Raw genomic sequence first — 22,929 nt, forward strand, 5'->3', positions numbered from 1 at the left:
ATTACTAACTAAGTTAGTTATTAATTTTCGCTACATGGATCGAGTCGCTGCGCGCCGGTGTCCAGCTTGGCGCAGTGCCGCATGGACGATCCAAACTTGCATACTTGTCGCTTGCATAGCTGTGACGTTCGTCTTTCCCACTGCTGCAAAATCTGAATTTGAGGTAAATCATGCTTGACCAGGAAACACACACTGAAGCATTCGGGGCCGAAGATCCCCGCGGCATGCATATCGCCGGGGATGTCATCGGCCGCCAGTTGCAGGAGATCGCGATCCTGACGCGCGAAACGGCGTTGCACCTGAGCACCGCGATGGGCATCAACCAGACCGATCTGGCCTTGATGGAGCAGTTGATTACGCATGGTCCCTTGTCTCCCAATGAGCTTGCCACGCGTCTTTCCGTCACGACGGCGGGAATAACGCTCGTCATCGATCGCCTGGAACGCGCCGGCCACGTGACGCGTGTACGCCAGCGTGACGACAAGCGCCGCGTGCTCGTGCATCCCGTGCAGGCATCGGTGGCGCAAACGTACAGGCATATCGCGCCAATGCTCAACGGGCTGGACGCGGTGTTGAGCAATCTGTCCGCCACCCAACGGACGACGATAGAACACTTCCTCAAGCAAGTGATTACTGTTTACCAGACCACTTTGCCAATCACAGCAGAAAAGAAAATCAAATGACGATCAAACGAAAAATCCTGATCACGGGCGCCAGCGTCGCCGGCCCGACCCTGGCTTACTGGCTGTCGCGCCTGGGCATGGACGTCACCGTTGTCGAGCGGGCGCCCGAGTTTCGCGATGGCGGACAAACGATCGACGTGCGCGGCGCGGGCAAGCTGGTGGCGCAGCGCATGGGGCTCGAGAGCGCCATCCGCGCCAGGACCACGCATGAGGATGGACTCCGGTTTGTCGACGCGCAAGACCGCACCCAGGCGGAATTCGGCATCGGGGCTTTTGGCGGCAACGGTCCTGTGGCCGAGCTGGAAATTTTGCGGGGGGAACTGGCCAAGCTGTTGATCGAGCATGGCCGCGACGCGGTCGACTACCGCTTTGGCGACAGCATTGCCGCGCTCGAAGAATTGCCCGAAGGCGTCAAGGTGCGCTTCGAACAGGGCGGCGAAGAAGTGTTCGATCTCGTCATCGGCGCCGAAGGCGTCGGTTCGCATACGCGCAAACTCGTGTTCGGGGACGAAGTCCAACGCCGCTCGTTCAAGCTCTACACGGCCTATTTCACCATCCCTCGTACGCCAGGCGATGCACGCCAGATGCGCTGGTTCAACGCTCCTGGCGGCTTGAGCGTGTGCCTGCGTCCCGATAACCTGGGCACCACCCGCGCCCTGCTATCGTTCCAGGAAGCACCCGGCGCCTACGAAAAACTGCCGATTGCCGAGCAAAAAGCCCTGCTGAAGGAGAAATTCGGCGCCCTGAAGTGGGAGACGCCGCGCATCCTGGCGGCCCTGGAGGACGCCACCGACCTGTATTTCGACCAGATTTCCCAGGTCAAAATGCCGCGCTGGTCGAAGGGACGGATTGCCCTCGTTGGCGACGCCGCCTATTGCGCCTCGCCCATCAGCGGCATGGGCACGAGCCTGGGCATGTGCGGCGCCTACGTGCTGGCGGGGGAACTGGGACGCCATGACGATCACGCGCAAGCGTTTGCCGCGTATGAAGCGATCATGCGTCCCTAAGTTGACCAGGCGCAAAGCGTGCCCACCTTCGCGCCGCGCCTGGCCTCGCCGCACTCGCGCGCCGGGATCGCCCTCGGCCATGCCGTGTTGCGCATGTCAAATGTGCCCATTATCAAGACGATCCTGGCCAGGTTCTTGACGCCCAAGGCCGATGCCATCGCGCTGCCCGAGTATGCGAACATGGCCTGAGGCAGGCGGGCGGCAGGCGTTGGCACACACTCATTGTTGCTGCCGCGTCCGGACTTCCCCGACAAGTTCAAGGATGCGCGCTACTGAATCGTGTTTCCCGCGACGGCGCCCCTTCTTGACGCCGCCCTCCTGTGCTACGCTGCTCGCTTCACCACACAGGAGCCACGCATGCAGACCGACAGCGGCCGCGCGGACGCATCCGACACCTGGCTGGGCAAGCTTGGGCCGGGCCTGATCACGGGCGCGGCCGACGACGACCCCAGCGGCATCGCCACGTATGCGCAGGCGGGCGCCCAGTTCGGCTTCGGCATGCTGTGGACGGTGTGCCTGACCTTCCCGCTGATGCTCGGTATCCAGGTCATCAGCGCCAAGATTGGCCGGGTCAGCGGCCACGGGCTGGCGACGAATATCCGCCGCCACTATCCCCGTTCCTTGCTGTACGCCATCGTTGGCTTGTTGCTGCTGGCCAATGTCATCAATATCGCCGCCGACGTGGCCGCCATGGGCGATGCCTTGACCCTGATCATCGGCGGCCCCACGCACCTTTACGCCGTGGGCTTCGGCCTGCTGTCGCTGCTGCTGCAAGTGTTCATTCCGTATCAACAGTACGTGCGCCTCCTGAAATGGCTGACCCTGGGCTTGCTGGCCTATGTGGCTACGGTGCTGACGGTGCATATCCCGTGGAGCGAAGTGGCGCTGCGCACCGTCTGGCCGCAGTTCGCCTGGTCGGCCGCCTCGGTGACCATGATCGTGGCCGTGTTCGGCACCACCATCAGTCCCTATCTATTTTTCTGGCAAGCATCGCAGGAAGTGGAAGACTTGCAGGCCGATGCCGGTGCGCAAGCCTTGCGCCGCGCGCCCGAGCAGGCGCCCCGGCAATTCCAGCGCATCAAGATGGACACGGCCATCGGCATGGGCTTTTCCAATCTGGTGGCGTTTTTCATCATGCTGACCACGGCCGTGACCCTGGGCGCGCAAGGCATCACGCATATCGACACGTCCGCCCAGGCCGCCTCCGCCCTGCGTCCCATCGCGGGCGAGTTCGCCTTTGCGCTGTTCAGCCTGGGCATCATCGGCACGGGCTTGCTGGCCATTCCCGTGCTGGCCGGCTCGGCCGCCTACGCCATGGCGGGCGCCTTTCACTGGAAAAACAGCCTGGAACTGGCGCCCAGGGCCGCCAAGAAGTTCTACGGCATCATCGTCACGGCCACCGTGATCGGCGCGGCCCTGTGCTTTACGCCGCTCGACCCCATCAAGGCCCTGTACTGGAGCGCCGTCATCAATGGCGTCATTTCCGTGCCCATCATGGCCCTGATGATGCTGATGGCGTCGCGTCCGGCCATCATGGGCAGCTTGACCATTTCGCGCCGCCTCAAGGCGCTGGGCTGGCTGGCTACCCTCGTCATGGCGACGGCCGTGCTGGCCATGTTCGCCACGATGGCGTTCTGATGCCTACGCCGCCTTCGGCTTGAGCATGCCTTCCACGATGCCCAGCACGGTCTGGCGCGGCAACAAGCGCGGCAGCCAGGCCAGCAGGCGGTTCGGCCGGCCCGCCACGTGGCTGCTGCGGCCACGGTCCAGCGCCAGCAGCGCTTCATCGACGACGGTTTGAGGATCCATGCGCTGGCCCACGGCCGCTTCGGGCGCGGCCACCACGTCAAAGAAGGCCGTTTCCGTGGCGCCCGGACACAGGGCCAGCACGCGCACGCCGCGGCTGCGGTTTTCCGCCCACAGCGCTTCCGAAAACGACAGCACGAACGCCTTGCTGGCGCCGTAGACCGCCATATACGGATCGGGCTGCAGGGCCGCCGTGGACGCCACGTTGATGATGGCGCCCCGCCCTTGCGCCAGCATGTGCGGCAAGGCGCAGTGCGTCAGCTCCATCAGAGCCGTGCAATTGACGGTCACCTCGGCCGCCTGGCGCGCAAGCGGGATGGTCTCGAACCTGCCATGTGTGGCGAACCCTGCGTTATTGATCAGCACGTCGGGCGGCATGCCCAAGGCGCAGGCCTGCGCATGGGCGTCGGCTGCGGCGCCGGGCAGGCTGAGGTCGGCCACCAGCGCCTGCGCGCGGATGCCGTGGCGCTGGGAAAGTTCCCTGGCCAGGCTGTCGAGCACGGCGCCGGAGCGGGCCAGCAGCAGCAAATGCGCGCCGCGCGCGGCCAGGGTTTCCGCAAAGACGCGGCCGATGCCGGACGAGGCGCCCGTGATCATCACGGTCTGCTTGGTATAGTTGATGGCGGTCATGGCAATTGAATCGTAGTGAAGAGAAATTCACTGTAAACTGTGGTCTTTAGTCCACGGTCAATAGAAAAACGATGCGCATCGGAGAAATCACCCGCCTGACGGGCGTCAGCAAGGACACGGTGCGCTTCTACGAGCGCCAGGGGCTGCTGGACGAAGCGCCGAAGCCGGGCATGACGAACAACTATAAAGAGTACTCGGCGCAAGCCTTGCGCCGGATCGAGTTGATCGGCCACGCCAAGGCGCTGGGTTTTACCCTGAAAGAAATCGCCGAAGTCATTGCCGTCTGGCAGGAAAATGCGCTCGATGCGGCCACCAAGCGGGTCATGCTGGAAACGAAAATCGCCCAGATCGACGACAAGGCCCGCTCGATGGCCGTACTGCGCGCCGGACTCGTCGATGCGCTGGCGAAGGTCGAGACGGGCTGCGAGGATGGCGTCGCGGTCGCAAGAAACTTACAAGGATAATCAATGACTTATTACACGCAATACCGCCATCTGGCGCTCGAGGGCGGCAAGCCGGCGCCCACGGCGCAGCAGATCGCCGCCATCGAAACCTTGCTGGAAGCGCCGTTGCCGCCCGCCTTCCTGGCTTTCTTGCAAGTGGCCAACGGCGCCTGGTTCGACTACACCACGGATGTGCCGGACGGCAATGGCGGCGTGGAAAAAATGGGGTTCAATACCTTCTTCAGTGCCGACGAGGGCGATTTCTGCGATGAAACCTTGGTGGGCGAGATCCGCGCCGCGCGCCAGCATACGGACATGCCGGTGCGCATCCTGCCCTTCGCCCGCGATGGCGGCAATTCCATGGTCTACCTGGACCTGACGGAAGAAGGCGGTGGCCGCGTGCTCGCCTATGTGCAAGAGTTGCCGGAGTGGACGGGCAAGCGCGCCCACGGCTTCATCGAGCTGGCGCCCTCCTTCGACGCCTGGCTGGACAGCCTGTATATCGACCGCGACACGGTGCTCGACGAACTCGAACACAGCGTCTCGGAGCCATCGCACCTGGACGCGATGGAAGAATGGCTCGATATCGGCATGCCCGCCTGGCGCCGCGATGCCGGCATCGCCGCCTTGTTTGCGCTGAAACAAGTCGAATTGTGCGCTAACGAACAGGACTAGTCCTACGGGGATCATCGTGCCTGTCCTATGGGTGTGCGCAGGCTGGAGGCTTAACATTGTCATCAGCTTGCAGAAAAAACCACGCATGCACTCATGATATGAAAGGAATCCCATGAGCATCCCCACCACCAGTTCCCGTACCCCGTCGCTGAAAAGCGTGGCCATCGGCGCCGCCGTGGCGCTGTTGAGCGGTATCGTCATCAAGAGCATCGCCGCCGCGCCGTGTGCCAACGACAAGTGCTTTATCGGCAAGGCCGCCGACGCGGGCAGCGAGGAAATTGCCGCCAGCAAACTGGCGCAAAGCAAAAGCAGCAACCCCGAGGTGCAGCAATTCGCCGCGGCCATGCTCACGCAGCACACGCAGTTGGCAGACGAGCTGAAACAGCTGGCCAGCAGCAAGCAGATCGAGCTCAGCGACCAGCCCGCCAGGAAGCACCAGGCGCGGATCGACAAGCTGAGCCGCCTGGAAGGCCTGCCCTTCGACAAGGAATATGCGGCCAGCATCGGCGTGGACGCGCACGAGGACGCCGTGAAACTGTTTATGGACGCCAGCCAGAAGGCCAGCGATCCCGACATCAAGGCCTTTGCCACGAAAAACTTGCCAGCACTGCAGCATCACCTGGAGATGGCCAAGGCGCTGCAGGCGGCATTGGCGAAGTAGACAGCAGTACGGGGGTAAATACTTGCCGTACATGCTGTACGGCAAGCATTTCCGCTATTGACATACAATGCGGCAACTCAGTTTCTGGCTCCGCCATGACCAGCCTATGCATCTACTCAAGAAAACCGGCCTGATCGCCGCCGCCATCCTGTTCCTCATCCTGCTCGCTGGCTGGCTGTTCATCAAGGTGGCGGCCGCCCGCAACGCCACTGTGTACGCGCAGCAATGGAACGACCAGCGCACGTGCGTGATCAAGACCTATGTGCCGCACTACGGCAATGGCGTGCCGCACAACGTCGTGCGCGCGCTCAGCACTTCCACCTTCTTCCGCGTCTACCATAAGGATGGCTCCTTGCTGGAAAGCACGGAATGGGTGCTGGACATGCATGAAGACGGCATCCTCGATCATGCCCGCTGGGGCCAGAACCAGACGCGCGCCATCTATCCGACGGACATGGGCTACGAAGGCTGGACCTTGCCCGAATGCGCGTAATCCAGCCATGATGCCGAAAACTAAGCCAACAGGCCTGCGCGGCCCCTGGGTGGACGTGCCGTATGAACCCACGCTGTACCATTTCCTTGGCCCCTTCGATGTATATGACCGCGAAGAAACCCTGGGCGTGGAACTGGACGCCTGGGACATGAACGATCCGCTCCAGCGCGCGGCGCTGATACGGCGCGACATCACGTCGCAATACAAGGAACTCAGCTACCGCCACCGCCATGCGCTGGTCGCCGTGCTGGCGCAGGCGCTGCACGACCCCGCCTACGATTTCCAGGCCATCCTCGAACATGACCCCGACAGCACGCACGCCCTGCCTGCCTTGTGGGATGACATGGCCGACCCGCGCGCCTTCTTTGCCGATATCTACCGCCTGGTGCAGCAAGACTGGGGCGATGACCTGGCGCGCGCGGCGGCGGAAGACCCATCCGGCTGGTAGCGCGGTGCGGATGCCACACTATCGTGTCGATAGTGTGTGACACCGTTTCCCCTCTGAATACGGCATTTTTGCAATTTGCAAGCGGCGTTGCAAAAACGCCCGTCTGAAAAAATATTTGTTGCACCAGCGCATGTGTCCTGGCATCGCGCTACTATGAATCAACAGCACTTCCCCCACCGCGCCGGTTCCCGGCCGGCTTTCCCCTGCTGCACTGTGAAGGAGATTCTCATGCCCAAGTTTGCCCCTGCCGTCTGCCTGTCTGTCATGCTTGTCGCCGCCACCCTGCCAAGTGTCGCCAGCGCGGCCGAAGGCGGCGCCACGCGCGCCGACGCCGAAGCCATGGTCAAGAAAGGCGTGTCCTATATCAAGAGCGCCGGCGACGCCAAGGCGTATGGCGAGATCACGGCCAAGTCGCCGCAATTCATCCTGCACGACCTGTACCTGGTCGTCTACAAGCTCGACGGCACGGTCGTCGCGCATGGCGCCAACCCGAAAATGGTGGGCAAGAACTTGATCGAATTGAAGGATATCGACGGCAAGGCCTTCGTCAAGGAGCGCGTCGATTTGGCCAAGAGCAAGGGCACGTTCTGGCAGGAATACAAATTCACGAATCCGGAAACCAAGAAGATCGAGCCGAAGGTGATGTACTGCGAAAAGCTGGCAGAAACCGTCGTCTGCGGCGGCATCTACCTGTAGCCGGCCGCCGCCGGCGCCGGGATGGTACGCCGATCTCTCAACGAACTTCTCAACGACATGGGCCCCAATGAAAATCGCACAGAAGATGTTGATCGTCCCGGTGGTCGCGCTGGCTTGCCTGCTGGCCATGGGGGCCATGTCCTACTTCGCCATGCAGCAGAACGAGCAGCGCATGCGCGAGCTGAAAGATGTCACTCTGACAGCCGAGCGGCTTGCCAACCAGCAAGCTATTGCCCTGGGGCAGGTGCATGCCGACGTGTATGCGAAGATTGCCATCGCCGCCAGCCTGACGGACGAGCAGTTCAAGCAATTCGGCGCGCAAACGGATGGCCAGCTGAACGCCATCGCGCAAGGTTTGACGGAACTCAAGAAATTCTCGGGCGCCGCCAAGGAAGCGGCCCAGGCCTTGCCCGGCGTCGAACGCTACCGGGCCAGCGTCGCGCAGGCGCTGGACCTGGCCTCGATGGACCCGAATACGGGCGTGGCGGCGATGCAAAATGCGGCCGGACACTACCAGCAAGTGCGCGGACAGCTGCGCCAGGTATTGCTCAACCTTGACCTTCGCACCGCTGACGCCTTGCAGGAAACAAAAAATGCGGGCCAGCGCGCCGGCTGGCTGTCGCTGGGCACCATGGCCCTCGGCTTTGCCTTGCTGGCCCTGATCGCCACCTGGGTGGCGCGCTCCGTCGTGCGTCCCATCGACGAAGCGTGCCGCGCCGCCGAAAGCCTGGCCGCAGGCGACCTGACCATGCGCATCGATGCCCGTGGCGACGACGAGGTGGGCAAGCTGTCGCGGGCGCTGGCCACCGTGGTGAAAAACTGGAATACCTTATTGGGCGAGATACGCCAGGCCGGCTCCACCATCACGGTGGAAGCGAGTGAAATCGCGCTCGGCAATGCGGACCTGTCGTCGCGCACGGAATCGCAAGCCCATTCCTTGCAGGAAACGGCAACGTCCATGCATGCCTTGACCGATACCGTGCGCGAAAACGCCAGCCATGCGCACCAGGCCAACCAGATGGTGCTGTCGACCTCGAACGTGGCGCTGGAAGGCGGCCGTGTGGTGGGCCAGGTGGTCGAAACGATGGGCTCGATCAAGGCCAGTTCCGGGCGCATCGTCGATATCATCGCCGTCATCGACGGCATTGCCTTCCAGACCAATATCCTCGCCTTGAACGCGGCCGTGGAAGCGGCGCGCGCGGGCGAACAGGGACGCGGCTTTGCCGTCGTCGCCACGGAAGTGCGGGGCCTGGCGCAGCGTTCGGCCACGGCGGCGCGCGAAATCAAGCAGCTGATCGAGGATTCCGTGGCCCGCATAGAAACCGGCAGCGAGCTGGCCGACAGCGCCGGGCGCACCATGGGCGATATTGTCGCCTCCGTCAAGCAAGTGACGGAAATCATGAACGACATCACGGCGGCCAGCCAGCGCCAGAGCAAGGGCATCGAGGAAGTCAACAATGCCATCACGGAAATGGATGAATTGACCCAGCGCAATGCCGCCCTGGTCGAGCAATCGGCCGCCGCCGCGCAAAGCATGCAAGACCAGGCGCATGATTTATTGCGCGTGGTCGACGCCTTCCGCCTGGGCGATGGCGGCCCGCCATTGCTGCCGCGTTAGTGACGTTGCGGCAACGCGGCCTTGGCGCAGGCCAGCATGCTATTGCCCGCCTCGGCCAGTGCCGGGTCAGGGTCCGCCTGCAAGACCCTGCCCCTGCTGTTCTGATCGTCGTAACTGCCCAGCATGGCCGCATACAGCGAGGCCTGATCCTGCACGCTGCGTGAATTGCCCGGCGCGGCCGGCATGCCGGCGCTGAAGTAGCTGTACAGGCCGCCAACCTGTTTCTTGTGCAGCCATTCCATCAACTGCACGATGCGGTACTGTTCCAGCAGGCTCAATTCGCTGACATTCACGCTGGACAAGGTGTAATACAGTTCCAATCGGGCCATCCAGTTGCCCTTTGCGCCAGCCGCCACCAGCGCATCCCAGGCGGGACCTGAGCGCACCTTGCGCACGGCGCGTGGCGCGCCTATCCACGCATTAACAGCGGCCTGGTCCGGCACGGCGCCGTAGTAGTCGGGTGCGCGGCAGACGAACTGGCGCGCATCTGGCCCGCCATCCTTGAGCGCAGCGCTCATCTGCGCGGCAATCTTGTCGCCGATGCGCAGCAGGCGCGTGCCATAGCTTTCCAGGGTCCAGCTCGAAGGCAAGCGCCCCAGCCAGGCCAGCGCATCGTCGTTGGCGCGGGCCGCCACGGCATAGGCGGCGATTTTGGCCTGCATCTTGACGTCTTTTTGCTGCTCCGCCAGCTTGAGCGCATCTTGCTCTTCATCATGGCGGCTCGTGGTTTTGGCCAGTTGCATGCATTGCTGGAAGGCGTCAGGCGCACCCTGCCAGCATTCGGCCGGGACCTTCAGCTGCCAGCGCATGCTGACCGTTTTCAAAATATAGTTTTCTTCGCCCTCCTCCCCCTTGACGTAGGCGCGGCCGTCCGCCTTGGTCACGCCTTTTGTCAGCGGCTTGCCGCCAGCCGTGCTCCATGTATACGGGTCATCGTCTTGCGGCACGCCGGGCACGGCGTACAGGGTCAGGTAGTGGCCGGTGGCGGCAGGCGCATCGGCCGCATGGCCCAGTGGCGACAGCAGGGATAAGGTCAGCAAAGTACTTCCAGGTATCAGTTTCAGCGTGCAGCAATCGTCAATGCAGTTCGGTATGGCAGGCGCAGTCGTGGCCGCTTGCGGCCTCGGACAGGTTTTGCAGGATGGCGCAGTCTTGCGACGGCTGCGGCTGGTCGCACTGGTGGCGCAGGGTCACCAGTTGCTGCTGCAGCGCTTGCAAATTCGCCATTTGCTCGGCAATGCGCAGGATATGGTGGTCGAGCAGCTCATTGACGCTCTGGCAGCCTTCGGCCGGGTTGTTCTTAAATTCCAGCAAGGCGCGGATATCGGTCAAACCGATCTGCAGCGAGCGGCAATGGCGGATGAATTGCAGCCGCTCCTGGTGTTCTTCGCGGTATTCGCGGTAGCCGGCGCTGTTGCGCCCCGGTTCCTGCAGCAAGCCCGCCTTTTCATAGTAACGCACGGTTTCCACGTCACAATCTGTCCGTTTGGCCAGTTCTCCGATACGCATGGCATCCCCTTTTCATTCCAAGCTGCAAATTTCGCTTGACCCTGTAGCCGCTACAGGGTTTCTAATGGAAGCATACACGAAACCGGAAGGACGATGCGATGCCGCACGATAGCCACGATCATACCCACGAGCACAAGCACGAGCACAAGCATGACCATGCGCAAGACGCCAAGCCCAGTCATGCCGGTTGCTGTTCGCACAGCCACGCCGCCCCGGCTGGCGACACCGCGCCTGCCCTGCCCAGCGCCCCCATCGCCGGCGCGAGCACGGCCAAATATCGCATCGCCAACATGGATTGCCCCACGGAAGAACGCCTGATCCGCAACAAGCTGGCCACGATGGCCGGCGTGGTGGGCCTCGATTTCAACCTGATGAACCGCGTGCTCGACGTGCACCACACCTTGCCCTCACTGGCCACGGTGGAAGCGGCGCTGCACGGTATCGGCATGCAGGCCATTCCCATGGAAGCGGACGCGGTCGTCGCGCGCGACCCGAATGAAGGCAGTCTGAGCAGCCTGCAAAAAGGCTTGCTGGTCGTCTCCGGTCTGGCGGCGGCCTGTGCCGAGGCGCTGGCGTGGACCACGCACGAAGACAGTTCGCCCCTCGTCATCGCCCTGGCCCTGCTGTCGATCGCCACGGGCGGCTGGCCAACGCTGAAAAAGGGCTGGATCGCCCTGAAAACCTTCACCCTGAACATCAACTTCCTGATGAGCCTGGCAGTCTTCGGCGCCATCGCCATCGGCCAGTGGCCGGAAGCGGCCATGGTCATCTTCCTGTTCGCCATCGCCGAACTGATCGAAGGCTTGTCGCTGAACCGTGCGCGCAACGCCGTGCACAGCCTGATGCAACTGGCGCCCGACACGGCCACGGTCGCCGACGCCAGCGGTGCGTGGCAGCAAGTATCCGTCACCACGGTGGCCATCGGCGCGACCATGCGCGTGAAACCGGGCGAGCGCATCGCCCTCGACGGCATCGTGCAAAGCGGCGAGTCGTCCGTCAACCAGGCGCCGATCACGGGCGAAAGCATGCCGGTGGACAAGGCCGTGGGCGACGTCGTGTATGCGGGCACCATCAATGAACGGGGCTTGCTCGACGTCACCGTGACGGCCAACAGCGGCAACAGCACGCTGGCGAAGATCGTCAAGGTGATCGAGGAAACGCAGGGCAAGCAGGCGCCCACGCAGCGCTTTGTCGACAATTTTGCGCGCTATTACACGCCCGCCGTCGTCGTGTTTGCCATTCTGGTCGCCGTGCTGCCGCCACTGCTGCTGGGCCAGCCCTTCATGGCCTGGATCTACAAGGCCCTGGTGATGCTGGTCATCGCCTGCCCATGTGCGCTGGTCATTTCCACGCCTGTGACCGTGGTCAGCGGCCTGACGGCGGCCGCGCGCCGCGGCATTTTAGTGAAGGGCGGGCAATTCCTGGAAACGGGGTATCGGATCAAGGCCATCGCCGTCGACAAGACGGGCACCTTGACCATGGGCAAACCGGCCGTAACGGACGTGGTGGCATTGGCAGGCAGCAACCGCGACGCCATCCTGCTGCTGGCCGCCAGCCTGGACGCGAACTCGGCCCACCCGCTGGCCGCCGCCATCGTCAAGGCCGGTCCGCCCGCCGGCAGCCACTTGCCCGTGACCCAGTTTGCCGCCCTGCATGGGCGCGGCGTGCAAGGCGATATCGATGGCCAGACCTATTACCTGGGCAATGCGCGATTGATGGCGGAATTGAACGTCCTGACGCCGGAGCTGCAAGCCATCCTGGCGCGGCTGGAACAGCAAGCGTACACGGCCATGGTGCTGGCCACGCCAGCCGGCGCGCTGGGCGTGATCGCCGTGGCCGACGTGCTGCGCCCCACGGCGGCGGCGGCCATCGCCAGATTGAACGCCTTGGGCGTGACCACCGTGATGCTGACGGGGGACAATCTGCTGACGGCGCAGCGCATCGCGGCAGAGGTGGGTGTCAGCCTGGTCAAGGCGGAATTGCTGCCTGAGAATAAACTTGATGAAATCAAGGCCTTGCAGCAGCAGTTCGGCGTGGTGGCCATGCTCGGTGACGGCGTCAACGACGCCCCGGCCCTGGCGCAGGCCGACATCGGCTTTGCCATGGGCGCGGCCGGCAGCGACACGGCCATCGAAACGGCGGACGTGGCCTTGATGGATGATGAACTGGGCAAGTTGCCTGAATTCATCAGCCTGAGCCAGCGCACGCGCAGCATCCTCGTGCAAAACATCAGCTTTGCCATCGGCATCAAGGCCGTTTTCTTTGGCCTGGCCCTGGCCGGCATGGCGACCCTGTGGATGGCCGTGTTCGCCGACGTGGGCGCCAGCCTGCTGGTGGTGGCCAACGGGCTGCGCTTGTTACGCAATAACAAGCAAGCATAGTCCCGCACAGAAATATTTCCATCTGGACAATTGCTGTAAAAAACGCTACTTTGGCGGCTGTCCACCACCGCCGCCAAGGTAGCCGATGACCCTCCTGCCCCGCCTGACCCTGCTGGCCACTCTGCTGGCTGCCACCTCCCTGCACGCGGAACCGATGTTTTTCACGCCCTGCTCCATGCAGAGAGCCTGAACGCATCGGCGCACTCGGTTCTGTGGATCAATAGAATAGCTAACTATCAAATGGAATCAATTATGGAAAAAGATGACATTCCTGTTTCGTCAAAACAGGTTCTGTACCTTGCCCTCCTGATCTTTCTTCCTTTGGCTCTGTCAGCCGCCATGATTCACTGGGCTCCCCCAAAACCGGGACAGACCGAGTTGGATAATCTCTTGGCTTTTGGAATTGTAGGAGCAATCGCTACTGTCCTATTTGGCATGCTTGTCATTGCGGCGAAGCGGCACGTGATTGAGATTTCACGCGATGTGTTGGTCGTAAAACATAGCCTGTACACGTTAGCTTTAGACCGCAGCGAAGTCGAATCAGCGAAAGCTCGTGAAGTAAACTCATTGGATCAACTTGGACTGTCAACAAGAAAAAATGGCATTGCCGCATTTGGCTACTTTTCTGGTTGGTTCTGGGGGGCGCACGGAAATATTACATTTTGTGCATTGTCAAGGTGGCCGGTCTACCTTGTAACGTTCGAAGGCACTACCAAATGTCGACAACTCGCCCTAAGCGCAAGTCCGGAAGTGGTTCGTCGTATCGAAGTATGGGCCAACTCATAAATTTTTCTATTGCGCTAACAAATGGGCCTTGAATCGGTACTATGTTGTGACTTGAAGCTCAAAGCTCGAAAACGCCATACGCGTGCGCGCAGGCGCAAGTGCAGGCCTTGACGCAGAGCAAGGCCTGAAAGGTGGCCCTGTCGACCGTGCACAACGCCCCGCATTTCATTTTATGGACGGCGCCCGCCTGCTTTGAACAGGCCAGCGCCCGTTTTATTGCCGGCAAGACGGCACAGGATTGCACGCTGTCATTCCCTCGGCCATTGCTGCGCTGAGCCAGCCATCAGTCGCGTGCTTGCCGCGCCGCTGCCAGCGCCGCGACAAAGGCGGCGTCGCCCTCGGTGCAGGCCTTGGCCGTGCAGCTGCCCGTGTCCTCGGCGATGCGGAAGCCTTCGCCCAGGCTGCTGGCATTGCCGCGCCCGCCATGCCCGCGCGCTGCGCTGCGCAGCACCTGGCGCGAGGCAGAATAGCTGCCGCCCCGCGTGATGAAATAATCGCCTTCCACCTCGCAGCCCTGGGTCCAGGCAGACCCATCGGCAGGCGCGCCCCGGTAATCGGGATGCTGGCAATCGGCCACCCATTCGGCCACGTTGCCCATCATGTCGTGCAAGCCGTAGCCATTGGGCGCGTAGCTGCCCACGACGGCCGTGTACGCGGCGCCATCGTCGCAATCGGTGACCAGCATGTCGAGGCCGTGATCGCGCCATGCTGCGGCCTTGAAACGCCGGTCTTTCATATTGGCGTAGGTACACAATTGCTCAGGAGTATCGCCGGACGCATATTTTGTGCTGCTGCCCGCGCGCGCCGCATATTCCCACTCCGCCTCGCTGGGCAGGCGGAAGGAGCGGCCCGTCTCCCGCGCCAGCCATTGCACGTAGGCATGGGCATCGTTCCAGCTGACGCACATGACGGGGTGATAGTCCGTTGGCGCATGCGCGGGGGCATCCCAGCCCGATTCCTTGAGCGCGATGCCGTCAGTGCGGTCGAATGCCCAGCATTCGCTGGCCGCCCGATAACCGGTGGCGGCGACGAATTGCCGGAATTGCGCCACCGTCGTCTCGTATTTTGCCAGGCGGAATGCGGCCACGCGCACTTCGTGGGGCGGCCCCTCGGCCGGATTGTGGCTGCCGTCGCCGATGCGCGGCTCCGTGCTACCCATGATAAACACGCCGGCGGGAATGCTGGCCATGGGCGGGAGGATGGCTGCGGCGGCGGCCTGGGCGCTGCAAAAGATGGCGCTGGCAAGGATAAGCATGCTGTGCTTCATGTGGCTCCTGATGATGGGTGGGTGAGAACACAGATTGACAGCCTGGCCAGCGGATGTCCGGGCGCATGCGACGAATCGACAATGGGGCCGATGAATGGCAAGCCATGTTCTGGTCAATCAGGCAACGGGCCGCTACACTATGCCCATGATCAGAAAAACGACTTTGCTACAGGGCTGGCGTTCACTATGGGAACTGCGCCCCAGGCACGATGTGTCCACCCTGACCCGCCTGCTGGTCGTTTCCCTGATCGGTGTCGCCCTGGCATTGGTCCTGATGGCCATCGTCGCCATCTTCGGCCGGGTCGACCGGCCGCACTGGTGGTGGGCGTCGCTGCTGCCGAACATCGGCATCTGCCTGTGCATCGTGCATACCTTGTTCGGCGTACTGCGCCTGGCCGAGCGCTGCCTGCCGGCGCCGCTCGTCGAGCGCATGTCGAACGTGCGCGACCTGCGCGCCGGCATGGGGCTGGGCGCGCTGGCCCTGGGCGGCATCATCGTCGGCATGAGCATCGGCTTTACCATCGTCCCGATACTGGTGGGTTTCAAGGTGTGGGGCATGTTCGTCTCCCTGCCTGCGGCGCTGACCAAGTTTGCCGTGTTCATCCTGTTTGTGATGGCGGCCAACTGGGCCTGGTGGCGTTCGCGCCTGCGCCAGCAGCAGCTGCAAACCGAGGTGACGGATGCGCGCCTGCGCTTGCTGCAGGGCCAGATCGAGCCGCACCTGCTGTTCAACACCCTGGCGAACATCCAGAGCCTGATGGACTACGACCCACCGCGCGCGAAACACATGCTCGAGACGTTTTCCGGTTACCTGCGCGCCAGCCTGGCCCAGCTGCGCCAGGGCGACAGCACGCTGGACGCGGAACTCGACATGGCGAGCCAGTATCTTTCTTTGTTACAAATACGCATGGATGAGCGCCTGCGTTTCCGCATCGACGCCAGCGCGGAAGCGCGCCTGGCCTGCATGCCCACGCTGATGCTGCAGCCGCTGGTCGAAAACGCCGTCCAGCATGGACTGGCGCCCAGGCTGGATGGCGGCAGCGTCGTCGTGCATGCGGCAGTGCACGCGGGCCGCCTGGAAATCCGCGTGCTTGACGACGGCGTGGGCCTGACGGCGCCCGGCAAGCCACGCCGTGCGGGCGGCGGCCTGGCGCTGGCCAACCTGCGCTCGCGCCTGCAGGCCCAGTTCGGCGCCGCCGCCAGCCTGAGCCTGCGCGAGCGCGAGCGCGGGCCTGGCGTCGAAGCCGTGCTGGAGCTGCCCTACCGGCGCGCCGCCGGCGTCCCCGCAGTGCAGGCGGCGGCATGATGCGCGCCCTGATCGCGGACGACGAACCGCACCTGGCGCTCTACCTGCGCGACCAGCTGCTGGCCCTGTGGCCGGACTTGCAGATCATCCATATGGCGCGCAACGGCATCGAGGCCGCCGCCCGCATCGCCGAGCTGGAACCCGATATTGCCTTTCTCGACATCCAGATGCCGGGCCTGACCGGACTGGAGGTAGCGCAAGGCATCGAAGGCCATACCCGCGTGGTATTTGTCACGGCCTACGACGAGTTTGCCCTGCAAGCCTTCGAGCACGCGGCGCTCGATTACGTCTTGAAACCCGTCACCACCGAACGGCTGGCCCGTACCGTGGCGCGCTTGCGGTCGGTGGCGGCCTTGCCTCCCCCCAGTGCAGCCATGGCGCAGGCGCTGCAGCAACTGACGGCCGCGCCCGGCCCTGCCCGCCCCCGGCTGCGCTACATCCTCGCGTCCAGGGGCGAGCGCACGCACCACCTTGACGTTGCCACGGTGCGCTTTTTTCATGCTGACGACAAGTACACGGTCGTCGCCAGCGTGGACGGCGAATTCCTGATACGCACGCCCATCACGGAACTGGCCAGCCAACTTGATCCGGAACAATTCTGGCAAGTGCACCGCTCCACCCTGATCAACCTGGCCTGGCTGGACGGCACGCGCCGCGACGACGCCAGCCGTTTGTTCCTGCGCGTGCGCGGCCATGCGGGCGAGCTGCCCGTGAGCCGCGCCTTCGTTCACCTGTTCAGGGCCATGTAGCGCGTCCTTCCTGCTGGCCATCCGTCGCGCCGGCTGTCGATTCGTCGCAAGGCCCATGCGGCGGGAGTCGCCGTCGGCGATGCTGGCATTTTTATTGCCGGAGACGCCCATGTTCAAGCTATTGCCGATATGTTTACTTTGTGCCACCGCCGCCGTCCAGCCGGCCCTTGCCGCCTTGCCCGCCCCCGCCATCGACAGCATCGCCGGGCGCCAGGTGGAATCGCTGACCCTGCGCCATCCCACTTCGCAGGATGTGGTGGTATTCGAGAATGGCTCGCGCGCAACGATGGACAAATGGGGCGTGGTGCCCGAGCGGCTGGCATTGGATGCCTCCGTGTTCGCGTACCACCGGCCCGGCTATGGCAACAGCGAGGTGGGCGGCGCGCCGCGCGACGGCCGCACCATCGTCGAGGAGCTGCGCGCCGTGCTGCGCTTCAAGGGCTTGCCGCCGCCGTATGTGCTGGTCGGCCATTCGCTCGGTGGCCTGTACCTGCAACTGTTTGCCCGCAGCTATCCCGAGGAAGTCAAGGCCCTGGTGCTGGTCGATGCGCTGTATCCGCGCATGGTGAAGCCGGTACAGGATTTCCCATTGCTGACGCGCATCGCGGGCCAACTGGCTTTTTCACGCGCCGTCTGGCGCGAAATCGAGCAGATCGACGCGACGGGCAAGATGGTGCTGAGCCTGCCTGACATCGACAAGCCCGTGGTGCGCCTGGAAAACCGGCCCGCCTCCAGCACGGCGATCGCCGTCGACTTTGGCGCGTTCAGGATGGATAAAACCACCCGCGACGGCGTCAGCGCGCTGTACCCGCAGGCGCTCAGGATGGTGGCCGATTCCAGCCACCAGATGGCATTGACGTCGCCCGACATCGTCGAGGCGGCGATCCGGCACGTGTTGCCCGGCGCCCGTGAGAAGACAGTCGCCGGGCAATGAGGCCGGCTGGTGCCGGTCTTTGCAGTCAGTTGCTTGCGATCAGGCCGGCGTGCAGGCCACGCGGCGCGCCCGCAGATGCAAATGGCGGATGGTGGCCGCGGCCGCCATCAGGATGGCGGAAGCTGTTGCCAACACGACAATAAACGCCTTGTCGAAGGCCGAGCGGGCCAGTTCCGACACCTGCAAGCCCAGTTCGGCCGGCAATTGCTCGGCGGCCAGCAGCGCCGCGTCGAGGGTGTCGTGGGCATTCGGCAGCAGGCCAGCGCTTTCCGGGATCACCAGGGTGGCGCTGTAGACGGCCGACAGAATCGTGCCCAGCACCGTGACGCCGATGACGGCGCCCAGTTCATACGACACTTCCTCGATCGAGGCGGCCATGCCTGCTTGCTGCGGCGCCACGTTGAGCATCACGGCGCTCGACGCGGCCGTCATGACGGCGCCCAGGCCCAGGCCCAGGATCACCAGGCTGGCCACTTGGGCCGAAACGGCGGCGTCATGCAGCACCAGATACGAGGCCATGCCGATGCCGGACAGCAGCAGCGAACCCCACAATACTTTGGCCTTGTCGGCGCGTGGCAGCATGAAACCCGTCAGCGGACCGGCAAAGACGGACGCCAGCGGCAGCGGCAACAGCAGCAAGCCCGCCTCCAGCGGCGACAGTTCCCGCACCAGCTGCATGTGCTGGCTCAGCGCCAGCTCCATGCCGATCAGGGCGGCCGAGGCCACCATGGCGGCAGCGACGGCGCTGGAAAACGGCAGTTCGCGGAACAGGGCGAAGTCGATCAGCGGCTTGGCTTGCCGCTTCTGGCGGCGCACGAATTTGAGCATGAAGAAGGCGCCCACGGCGAACGAAGCGGCGGCCAGCGCATACGACGGCTGCGACTTGCCCAGCTCCTTGATCGCATACACGCCACCAAGCAGCCCCATCATGATTTGCAGCGAGCCTTTCAAGTCCCACGGCTTGTCGCGGTTACCGGCCCGTTTTGGCAGGACGACGGCGGCCAGCACCAAGGTCAGCAGCACGATGGGCACGTTGATCAGGAAGACGGAACCCCACCAGTAATGTTCCATCAGGAAACCACCGAGCACGGGGCCGAACGCGGCACCGCCCGAGGCGATCGCGGCCCACACGCCGATGGCGAACGAGCGCTCGCGGTTATCGGTAAACGTCAGCCGGATGATGGACAGGGTGGCCGGCATCATCAGCGCGGCGCCGACGGCCAGCAGCACGCGGGCAAAGATCAGCCATTCCGGCGCGGGCGAAAATGCGGCGCACAGCGAGGCGATGCCGAACACGGTCAGGCCGGCGAGGAAAACGGGTTTATGGCTCAAGCGGTCACCGAGGGTGCCGAGGCCGGGCAGCAAGCCGGAGACGACCAGCGCGTACACGTTGATGATCCACAGTTTTTGTGAGGAAGTAGCCTGCAAGTCGCGCGTCAGCGCGGGCAAGGCGGTGTAGAGCACGGTCATGTCGACCACGATCAGGAATAAGGCGCTGGAGACGATGGCCAGCGTCAGCCATTTTTTCATTGGATGCATAAACAACTCATGGATTTTATGTAACTTTTAACAACTATCGGTTTGGATAAAGCGGGTGCTGCGCAAATATTTACGTTCCAGGCTGCCACGGGCCTGGGCTGGTCGGGGGCGGCGGGCGTCAGCCACGGTCGCCATCCTTGTCATCCACCGCAGCGGACATTGCGTCAAGTTCGCGCAGCATGACGACGGACACTTGCTTGAAACCGCGTCCCTGGAAGAATTGTTGCGCCGTCAGGTTGTGCGCGCCGCATTCGAGGAACAATCGGGCGATGCCATGGCTGCGCAGCTCGTCGGCCACCCACTCCACCAGCTGGCTGCCGATGCCGCTGCCGCGCACGGCGGGCAGCAAGACCAGGTCGTCCAGCGCGGCGAACGATTTCGAAGCGCGCTGGCGCGTGTCGATGGACACCAAAGCCATGCCGACGATGGCGTCAGCGTCGGTGGCAACGGCCAGCAGGGTCGAATCGCCATGCGCCCAGTCATGCGACAGGGCGGCGCGGATTTCACCACGGATGACCTCAGGCAAGTCCGCGCGCCAGTTGCCGGGCGCGTCGGCGCGTTCGCCCTGCAGTTCCGAATGGGAGATATAGTCGGCGCTGACGTTATCAAGATATAACTTGCACAGCGCATCTTCGGCGCTGGCGTCGTGACACCAGGCAAAGCTGATGGCGGGGGAATTGGCTTGGGCGTTTTTCATGGCGGATCTCATGTTATTGAATTAGTCAACGCATTTTATGTCGCCCCTGAATGGCATTCAAGTTAAAATCCATCTGTAAAACAGATAGGTGGATGCCATGCAATGGACTTTGGAACAAATGCGCTACTTTGAAGCGGCCGTCGCGGCCGGTTCTTTCTCGGGCGCGGCGCGCCGGCTGGGCCGCGCGCAATCGGTGGTCAGCACCTCGATCGGTCTGCTGGAAGCGGAATTTGGCGTGGAACTGTTCGACCGCTCGCGCCGCAGCGCCGTGTTGACGGAAGCGGGCAAGGTGATGCACCTGGAAGCGTGCGAACTGCTGCGCCAGGCCGAGCGCCTGCAACTGCGCGCCCAACTGCTGAGCGAAGCGCCCGAAGCACAGCTGACCCTGGCCCTGGACGAAGCCCTGCCCTATTTGGCCATCAGCACCCTGGTCAAGGAGCTGGCGGCGCGCTACCCGGCGCTGGAACTGGTGATGCTCAACGCCACGGCCTCGGAAGTGGCGCAATACGTGGAGCAGCAGCAAGCCGACGTGGCCTTCCACTTCGACCGCGGCCCCATCTCGCCCGTGCTGGAACAGCAGCACATCGGCAGCGTGGCGCAAGGCGTGTTCGTGGCAAAAGGCCACCCGATGGCGCACGGCCAAGAAGTGAGCCGCAACGAGCTGACCCGCTACCGCCAGCTGATCATGGATTCCGACCTCAACCGCGAACACGCCTTCAGCCCCGCCGTCTGGTTTTCCGACAGCTTTTACAGCATCGCCGAAATGGTCGCGGACGAGCTGGGCTGGGCGATTTTGCCGCTGAATATCGCCAATTACGACAATTACAAGGGGTATCTGCAGGAGGTGCCCTGCCCTGCGCTGGCCCTGTCGCGCTTGCCGGTGCGGCGGCTGTCGATCCACGGGAAGAAGCTGAGCGAGACGAGTTTGTGGCTGACGACCAGGCTGGCGGAGTTGTTATTGGATGGGCCGAGGGGGTGAGGGTATGTGACTTAATACAGGAAATAATAGTTATGCCGTTGATTTTTAACTATGATGCATAAGATTGTCTTAGAAGACGCATGGTGGTTTAGCTTGCCACTACGCCGTGGGGGCATTGACGAGACATTTCCAATTTTTTTGTATACCAAGATGATGAAGTGAAAAAGTAGAAGTAAATAAGGATATAGCCGAAATGAAGGCATACGATTAACCAGTACCTGATTTTTTATGCCAATAAATATTACTTACTAAAAATAGAGAAAACGAGAATATGAAAAAAGTTACAAAAACAGAGCTTGATTCCTCGCCAGAAATTGTGGAGTCTAAAGAGGTTGAGAAGTCCATTGACGACGTTGAAATTGACGATGAAGAAAAAATGTCTCGTGAGCGGGAATTTAATAAATTCACTGCAGCAATCGGTGATGAAGGTGATCCAACAATGCTTATATTAAGAGCGCATTTATTTTCTGAGAGCTTACTCGAACGCTATATCACATTCAAGTTTCCACGTGGCGATAAGATAATCGAGAGTGGCACTCTGTCCTTTCATCAAAAATTGACAATTGTTGATGCATTCAATGAACTTGGCGATCATGTAATTTCATCTCTTAGAAATTTAAATAAGCTTCGCAATCAATGCGCACACCAACTAGACAAGAAAATCTCTGATGGTGATGTATTGAAGGTGGGCAGTCCATTGGGCGCCACCTTTACTCGCCTTAGAAGAGAAGCAAAATTCGACGAAATTATACTGCTTAGGAAAATAATTAACTATATTTGCGGCTATCTAACTGGGCATTGTCATTATTATGAAAATTCCACTTCGCAACAGAGCAAGAAGTAAAATAATACTGCAGGTTTAATTTAACCTATTCCGACAGCAATTCTTACAAGGAAGTACTTGGAACTTCGTTTAGTGCTGTGCTTTGTTTTCCAAACCTAAACATCCGGCGTCGACGTTTGCTATAAAAACACCAAAAACGTCAGGCGCTTCCTGTTGGACTAGTGCGGTCCCGAATTCAAGCTCGACTGTGACCTCATGGCCTGGATACGCGACAGCACCGCCAAAACCATGGGTATGTAGCGGATGAGTGGTGCTTCGGCATACTCAAGCCTGCGATGCATAAATAAACAAATATTGATAAGTATGGAAAGCGTCACATGATTCACTCAACCGTCATCAACAACTGGCTCGCCATGGCAAAAGACGATGCCGTGGAGATCGATTCCGACGACATCAATCACGAAGCGATGACCAATATGTGGAGCTTTTCGCCCACGGATGAGGAAACGCCGCAGATTCATGCGGCGGAGATCGTCGAGTTCATCGGTGAAGTGATCGCGGCGCGCAGCAGCGCGCTCGCTGGCGAGGAGATGCTGTTGTATTGCTGGCACGATGCGCAATGCCGCCAGTTGCGCTTCAGCCTGGTGTCGCGCTCGCATGGGCGGTTGCCGTTTCGCTGCGCGCTGCGCGAAACGCAGGATTTATCTCTGATCGCCGAGCGCGTGGTAAACGGAGACTGGCGCAACGAGAATTACATGCAGGCACCGTCGGAGCAAGGCGATGAGCAGGAGGTCTCGCCGTTCGTCCTGCCCGTGTTTGTCGTGCCTGTGCCGTAGGA

Annotated in this window: 26 protein-coding genes; 20 read left to right on the plus strand and 6 right to left on the minus strand. The window is 62.0% G+C overall.

Annotated features, from left to right (window positions below):
- Window positions 1-170: 170 nt before the first annotated feature.
- The 4 genes from ACP7DW_RS04590 (at window position 171) to ACP7DW_RS04605 (ending at window position 3,328) form a co-directional block, all read left to right on the plus strand.
- Window positions 171-683, plus strand: a complete 513-nt coding sequence (locus ACP7DW_RS04590) for a MarR family winged helix-turn-helix transcriptional regulator (protein ID WP_426054089.1) — start codon at window positions 171-173, stop codon at window positions 681-683.
- Window positions 680-1,690 carry an FAD-dependent monooxygenase gene (locus tag ACP7DW_RS04595; protein ID WP_426054090.1) on the plus strand — a complete coding sequence of 337 codons (1,011 nt, stop codon included), beginning with the start codon at window positions 680-682 and terminating at the stop codon, window positions 1,688-1,690. Before ACP7DW_RS04590 ends, ACP7DW_RS04595 begins: the two co-directional genes overlap by 4 nt.
- Window positions 1,691-1,708: 18 nt before the next feature.
- Window positions 1,709-1,879 (plus strand): hypothetical protein, encoded by a 171-nt coding sequence (locus ACP7DW_RS04600; RefSeq protein WP_426054091.1) that lies wholly within the window; start codon window positions 1,709-1,711, stop codon window positions 1,877-1,879.
- A 168-nt stretch (window positions 1,880-2,047) separates the two neighbouring features.
- Window positions 2,048-3,328 carry an NRAMP family divalent metal transporter gene (locus ACP7DW_RS04605; protein WP_426054092.1) on the plus strand — a complete coding sequence of 427 codons (1,281 nt, stop codon included), beginning with the start codon at window positions 2,048-2,050 and terminating at the stop codon, window positions 3,326-3,328.
- Between the two features lie 3 nt (window positions 3,329-3,331).
- On the opposite strand, the gene ACP7DW_RS04610 is transcribed toward ACP7DW_RS04605, so the two are convergent.
- Window positions 3,332-4,126 (minus strand): SDR family NAD(P)-dependent oxidoreductase, encoded by a 795-nt coding sequence (locus ACP7DW_RS04610; RefSeq protein ID WP_426054093.1) that lies wholly within the window; start codon window positions 4,124-4,126, stop codon window positions 3,332-3,334.
- Window positions 4,127-4,197: 71 nt separating this feature from the next.
- Here ACP7DW_RS04610 and ACP7DW_RS04615 point away from each other — a divergent pair, with 71 nt between their 5' ends.
- The 7 genes from ACP7DW_RS04615 to ACP7DW_RS04645 all read left to right on the plus strand — a co-directional run bounded on the left by ACP7DW_RS04615 (window position 4,198) and on the right by ACP7DW_RS04645 (window position 9,160).
- Window positions 4,198-4,590 carry a MerR family transcriptional regulator gene (locus ACP7DW_RS04615; protein WP_071077380.1) on the plus strand — a complete coding sequence of 131 codons (393 nt, stop codon included), beginning with the start codon at window positions 4,198-4,200 and terminating at the stop codon, window positions 4,588-4,590.
- A gap of 3 nt (window positions 4,591-4,593) precedes the next feature.
- Window positions 4,594-5,244 (plus strand): SMI1/KNR4 family protein, encoded by a 651-nt coding sequence (locus ACP7DW_RS04620; RefSeq protein ID WP_426054094.1) that lies wholly within the window; start codon window positions 4,594-4,596, stop codon window positions 5,242-5,244.
- A 112-nt stretch (window positions 5,245-5,356) separates the two neighbouring features.
- Window positions 5,357-5,905 carry a DUF4142 domain-containing protein gene (locus ACP7DW_RS04625; protein ID WP_426054095.1) on the plus strand — a complete coding sequence of 183 codons (549 nt, stop codon included), beginning with the start codon at window positions 5,357-5,359 and terminating at the stop codon, window positions 5,903-5,905.
- 106 nt (window positions 5,906-6,011) lie between these two features.
- Window positions 6,012-6,398 carry a hypothetical protein gene (locus ACP7DW_RS04630; RefSeq protein ID WP_298402203.1) on the plus strand — a complete coding sequence of 129 codons (387 nt, stop codon included), beginning with the start codon at window positions 6,012-6,014 and terminating at the stop codon, window positions 6,396-6,398.
- 7 nt (window positions 6,399-6,405) lie between these two features.
- Complete coding sequence (locus ACP7DW_RS04635) at window positions 6,406-6,846, plus strand: hypothetical protein (protein WP_426054096.1); 441 nt, start codon at window positions 6,406-6,408, stop codon at window positions 6,844-6,846.
- Between the two features lie 228 nt (window positions 6,847-7,074).
- Window positions 7,075-7,542: a cache domain-containing protein gene (locus tag ACP7DW_RS04640; RefSeq protein ID WP_426054097.1), complete on the plus strand. Its 468-nt coding sequence runs from the start codon at window positions 7,075-7,077 to the stop codon at window positions 7,540-7,542.
- A gap of 67 nt (window positions 7,543-7,609) precedes the next feature.
- Window positions 7,610-9,160 (plus strand): methyl-accepting chemotaxis protein, encoded by a 1,551-nt coding sequence (locus tag ACP7DW_RS04645; protein ID WP_426054098.1) that lies wholly within the window; start codon window positions 7,610-7,612, stop codon window positions 9,158-9,160.
- Here ACP7DW_RS04645 and ACP7DW_RS04650 read toward each other — a convergent pair.
- Both ACP7DW_RS04650 and cadR read right to left on the minus strand, forming a co-directional pair.
- A complete protein-coding gene (locus tag ACP7DW_RS04650) occupies window positions 9,157-10,200 on the minus strand; it encodes a hypothetical protein (RefSeq protein WP_426054099.1) in 1,044 nt (347 codons plus the stop codon). The genes ACP7DW_RS04645 and ACP7DW_RS04650 overlap by 4 nt on opposite strands.
- 37 nt (window positions 10,201-10,237) lie before the next feature.
- Entirely contained in the window at window positions 10,238-10,669 is a 432-nt protein-coding gene (gene cadR, locus ACP7DW_RS04655; protein ID WP_426054100.1) for a Cd(II)/Pb(II)-responsive transcriptional regulator, read from the minus strand.
- 98 nt (window positions 10,670-10,767) lie between these two features.
- Between cadR and ACP7DW_RS04660 the strand changes: the two genes are divergently transcribed.
- Together ACP7DW_RS04660 and ACP7DW_RS04665 are read left to right on the plus strand one after the other, a co-directional pair.
- The gene (locus ACP7DW_RS04660) at window positions 10,768-13,050 is read left to right on the plus strand and encodes a heavy metal translocating P-type ATPase (protein ID WP_426054101.1); all 2,283 of its coding nucleotides are present in this window, start codon (window positions 10,768-10,770) and stop codon (window positions 13,048-13,050) included.
- Window positions 13,051-13,302: 252 nt separating this feature from the next.
- Window positions 13,303-13,836, plus strand: coding sequence for a hypothetical protein (locus ACP7DW_RS04665; protein WP_426054102.1), 534 nt, complete (start codon window positions 13,303-13,305; stop codon window positions 13,834-13,836).
- Between the two features lie 283 nt (window positions 13,837-14,119).
- On the opposite strand, the gene ACP7DW_RS04670 is transcribed toward ACP7DW_RS04665, so the two are convergent.
- A complete protein-coding gene (locus ACP7DW_RS04670; protein WP_426054103.1) occupies window positions 14,120-15,103 on the minus strand; it encodes a formylglycine-generating enzyme family protein in 984 nt (327 codons plus the stop codon).
- Window positions 15,104-15,314: 211 nt separating this feature from the next.
- Here ACP7DW_RS04670 and ACP7DW_RS04675 point away from each other — a divergent pair, with 211 nt between their 5' ends.
- From ACP7DW_RS04675 to ACP7DW_RS04685, 3 genes are all read left to right on the plus strand, one after another.
- A complete protein-coding gene (locus ACP7DW_RS04675; RefSeq protein ID WP_426054104.1) occupies window positions 15,315-16,409 on the plus strand; it encodes a sensor histidine kinase in 1,095 nt (364 codons plus the stop codon).
- The gene (locus ACP7DW_RS04680; protein WP_426054105.1) at window positions 16,406-17,158 is read left to right on the plus strand and encodes a LytR/AlgR family response regulator transcription factor; all 753 of its coding nucleotides are present in this window, start codon (window positions 16,406-16,408) and stop codon (window positions 17,156-17,158) included. Before ACP7DW_RS04675 ends, ACP7DW_RS04680 begins: the two co-directional genes overlap by 4 nt.
- A gap of 109 nt (window positions 17,159-17,267) precedes the next feature.
- Window positions 17,268-18,092, plus strand: a complete 825-nt coding sequence (locus ACP7DW_RS04685; RefSeq protein ID WP_426054106.1) for an alpha/beta fold hydrolase — start codon at window positions 17,268-17,270, stop codon at window positions 18,090-18,092.
- A gap of 39 nt (window positions 18,093-18,131) precedes the next feature.
- On the opposite strand, the gene ACP7DW_RS04690 is transcribed toward ACP7DW_RS04685, so the two are convergent.
- Both ACP7DW_RS04690 and ACP7DW_RS04695 read right to left on the minus strand, forming a co-directional pair.
- The gene (locus ACP7DW_RS04690; protein WP_426054422.1) at window positions 18,132-19,622 is read right to left on the minus strand and encodes an MFS transporter; all 1,491 of its coding nucleotides are present in this window, start codon (window positions 19,620-19,622) and stop codon (window positions 18,132-18,134) included.
- Between the two features lie 127 nt (window positions 19,623-19,749).
- The gene (locus ACP7DW_RS04695; RefSeq protein ID WP_426054107.1) at window positions 19,750-20,328 is read right to left on the minus strand and encodes a GNAT family N-acetyltransferase; all 579 of its coding nucleotides are present in this window, start codon (window positions 20,326-20,328) and stop codon (window positions 19,750-19,752) included.
- A gap of 97 nt (window positions 20,329-20,425) precedes the next feature.
- Here ACP7DW_RS04695 and ACP7DW_RS04700 point away from each other — a divergent pair, with 97 nt between their 5' ends.
- From ACP7DW_RS04700 to ACP7DW_RS04715, 4 genes are all read left to right on the plus strand, one after another.
- Window positions 20,426-21,307, plus strand: coding sequence for a LysR family transcriptional regulator (locus tag ACP7DW_RS04700; RefSeq protein WP_426054108.1), 882 nt, complete (start codon window positions 20,426-20,428; stop codon window positions 21,305-21,307).
- Between the two features lie 271 nt (window positions 21,308-21,578).
- Window positions 21,579-22,151 (plus strand): hypothetical protein, encoded by a 573-nt coding sequence (locus ACP7DW_RS04705; RefSeq protein ID WP_426054109.1) that lies wholly within the window; start codon window positions 21,579-21,581, stop codon window positions 22,149-22,151.
- 195 nt (window positions 22,152-22,346) lie between these two features.
- Window positions 22,347-22,391 carry a hypothetical protein gene (locus tag ACP7DW_RS04710; RefSeq protein WP_426054423.1) on the plus strand — a complete coding sequence of 15 codons (45 nt, stop codon included), beginning with the start codon at window positions 22,347-22,349 and terminating at the stop codon, window positions 22,389-22,391.
- Window positions 22,392-22,468: 77 nt separating this feature from the next.
- Window positions 22,469-22,927, plus strand: a complete 459-nt coding sequence (locus ACP7DW_RS04715) for a hypothetical protein (RefSeq protein WP_426054110.1) — start codon at window positions 22,469-22,471, stop codon at window positions 22,925-22,927.
- Window positions 22,928-22,929 lie beyond the last annotated feature (2 nt).

It is taken from the genome of Janthinobacterium sp. PSRC1-1 (assembly GCF_049897525.1).
GTDB lineage: Bacteria > Pseudomonadota > Gammaproteobacteria > Burkholderiales > Burkholderiaceae_D > Janthinobacterium > Janthinobacterium tructae.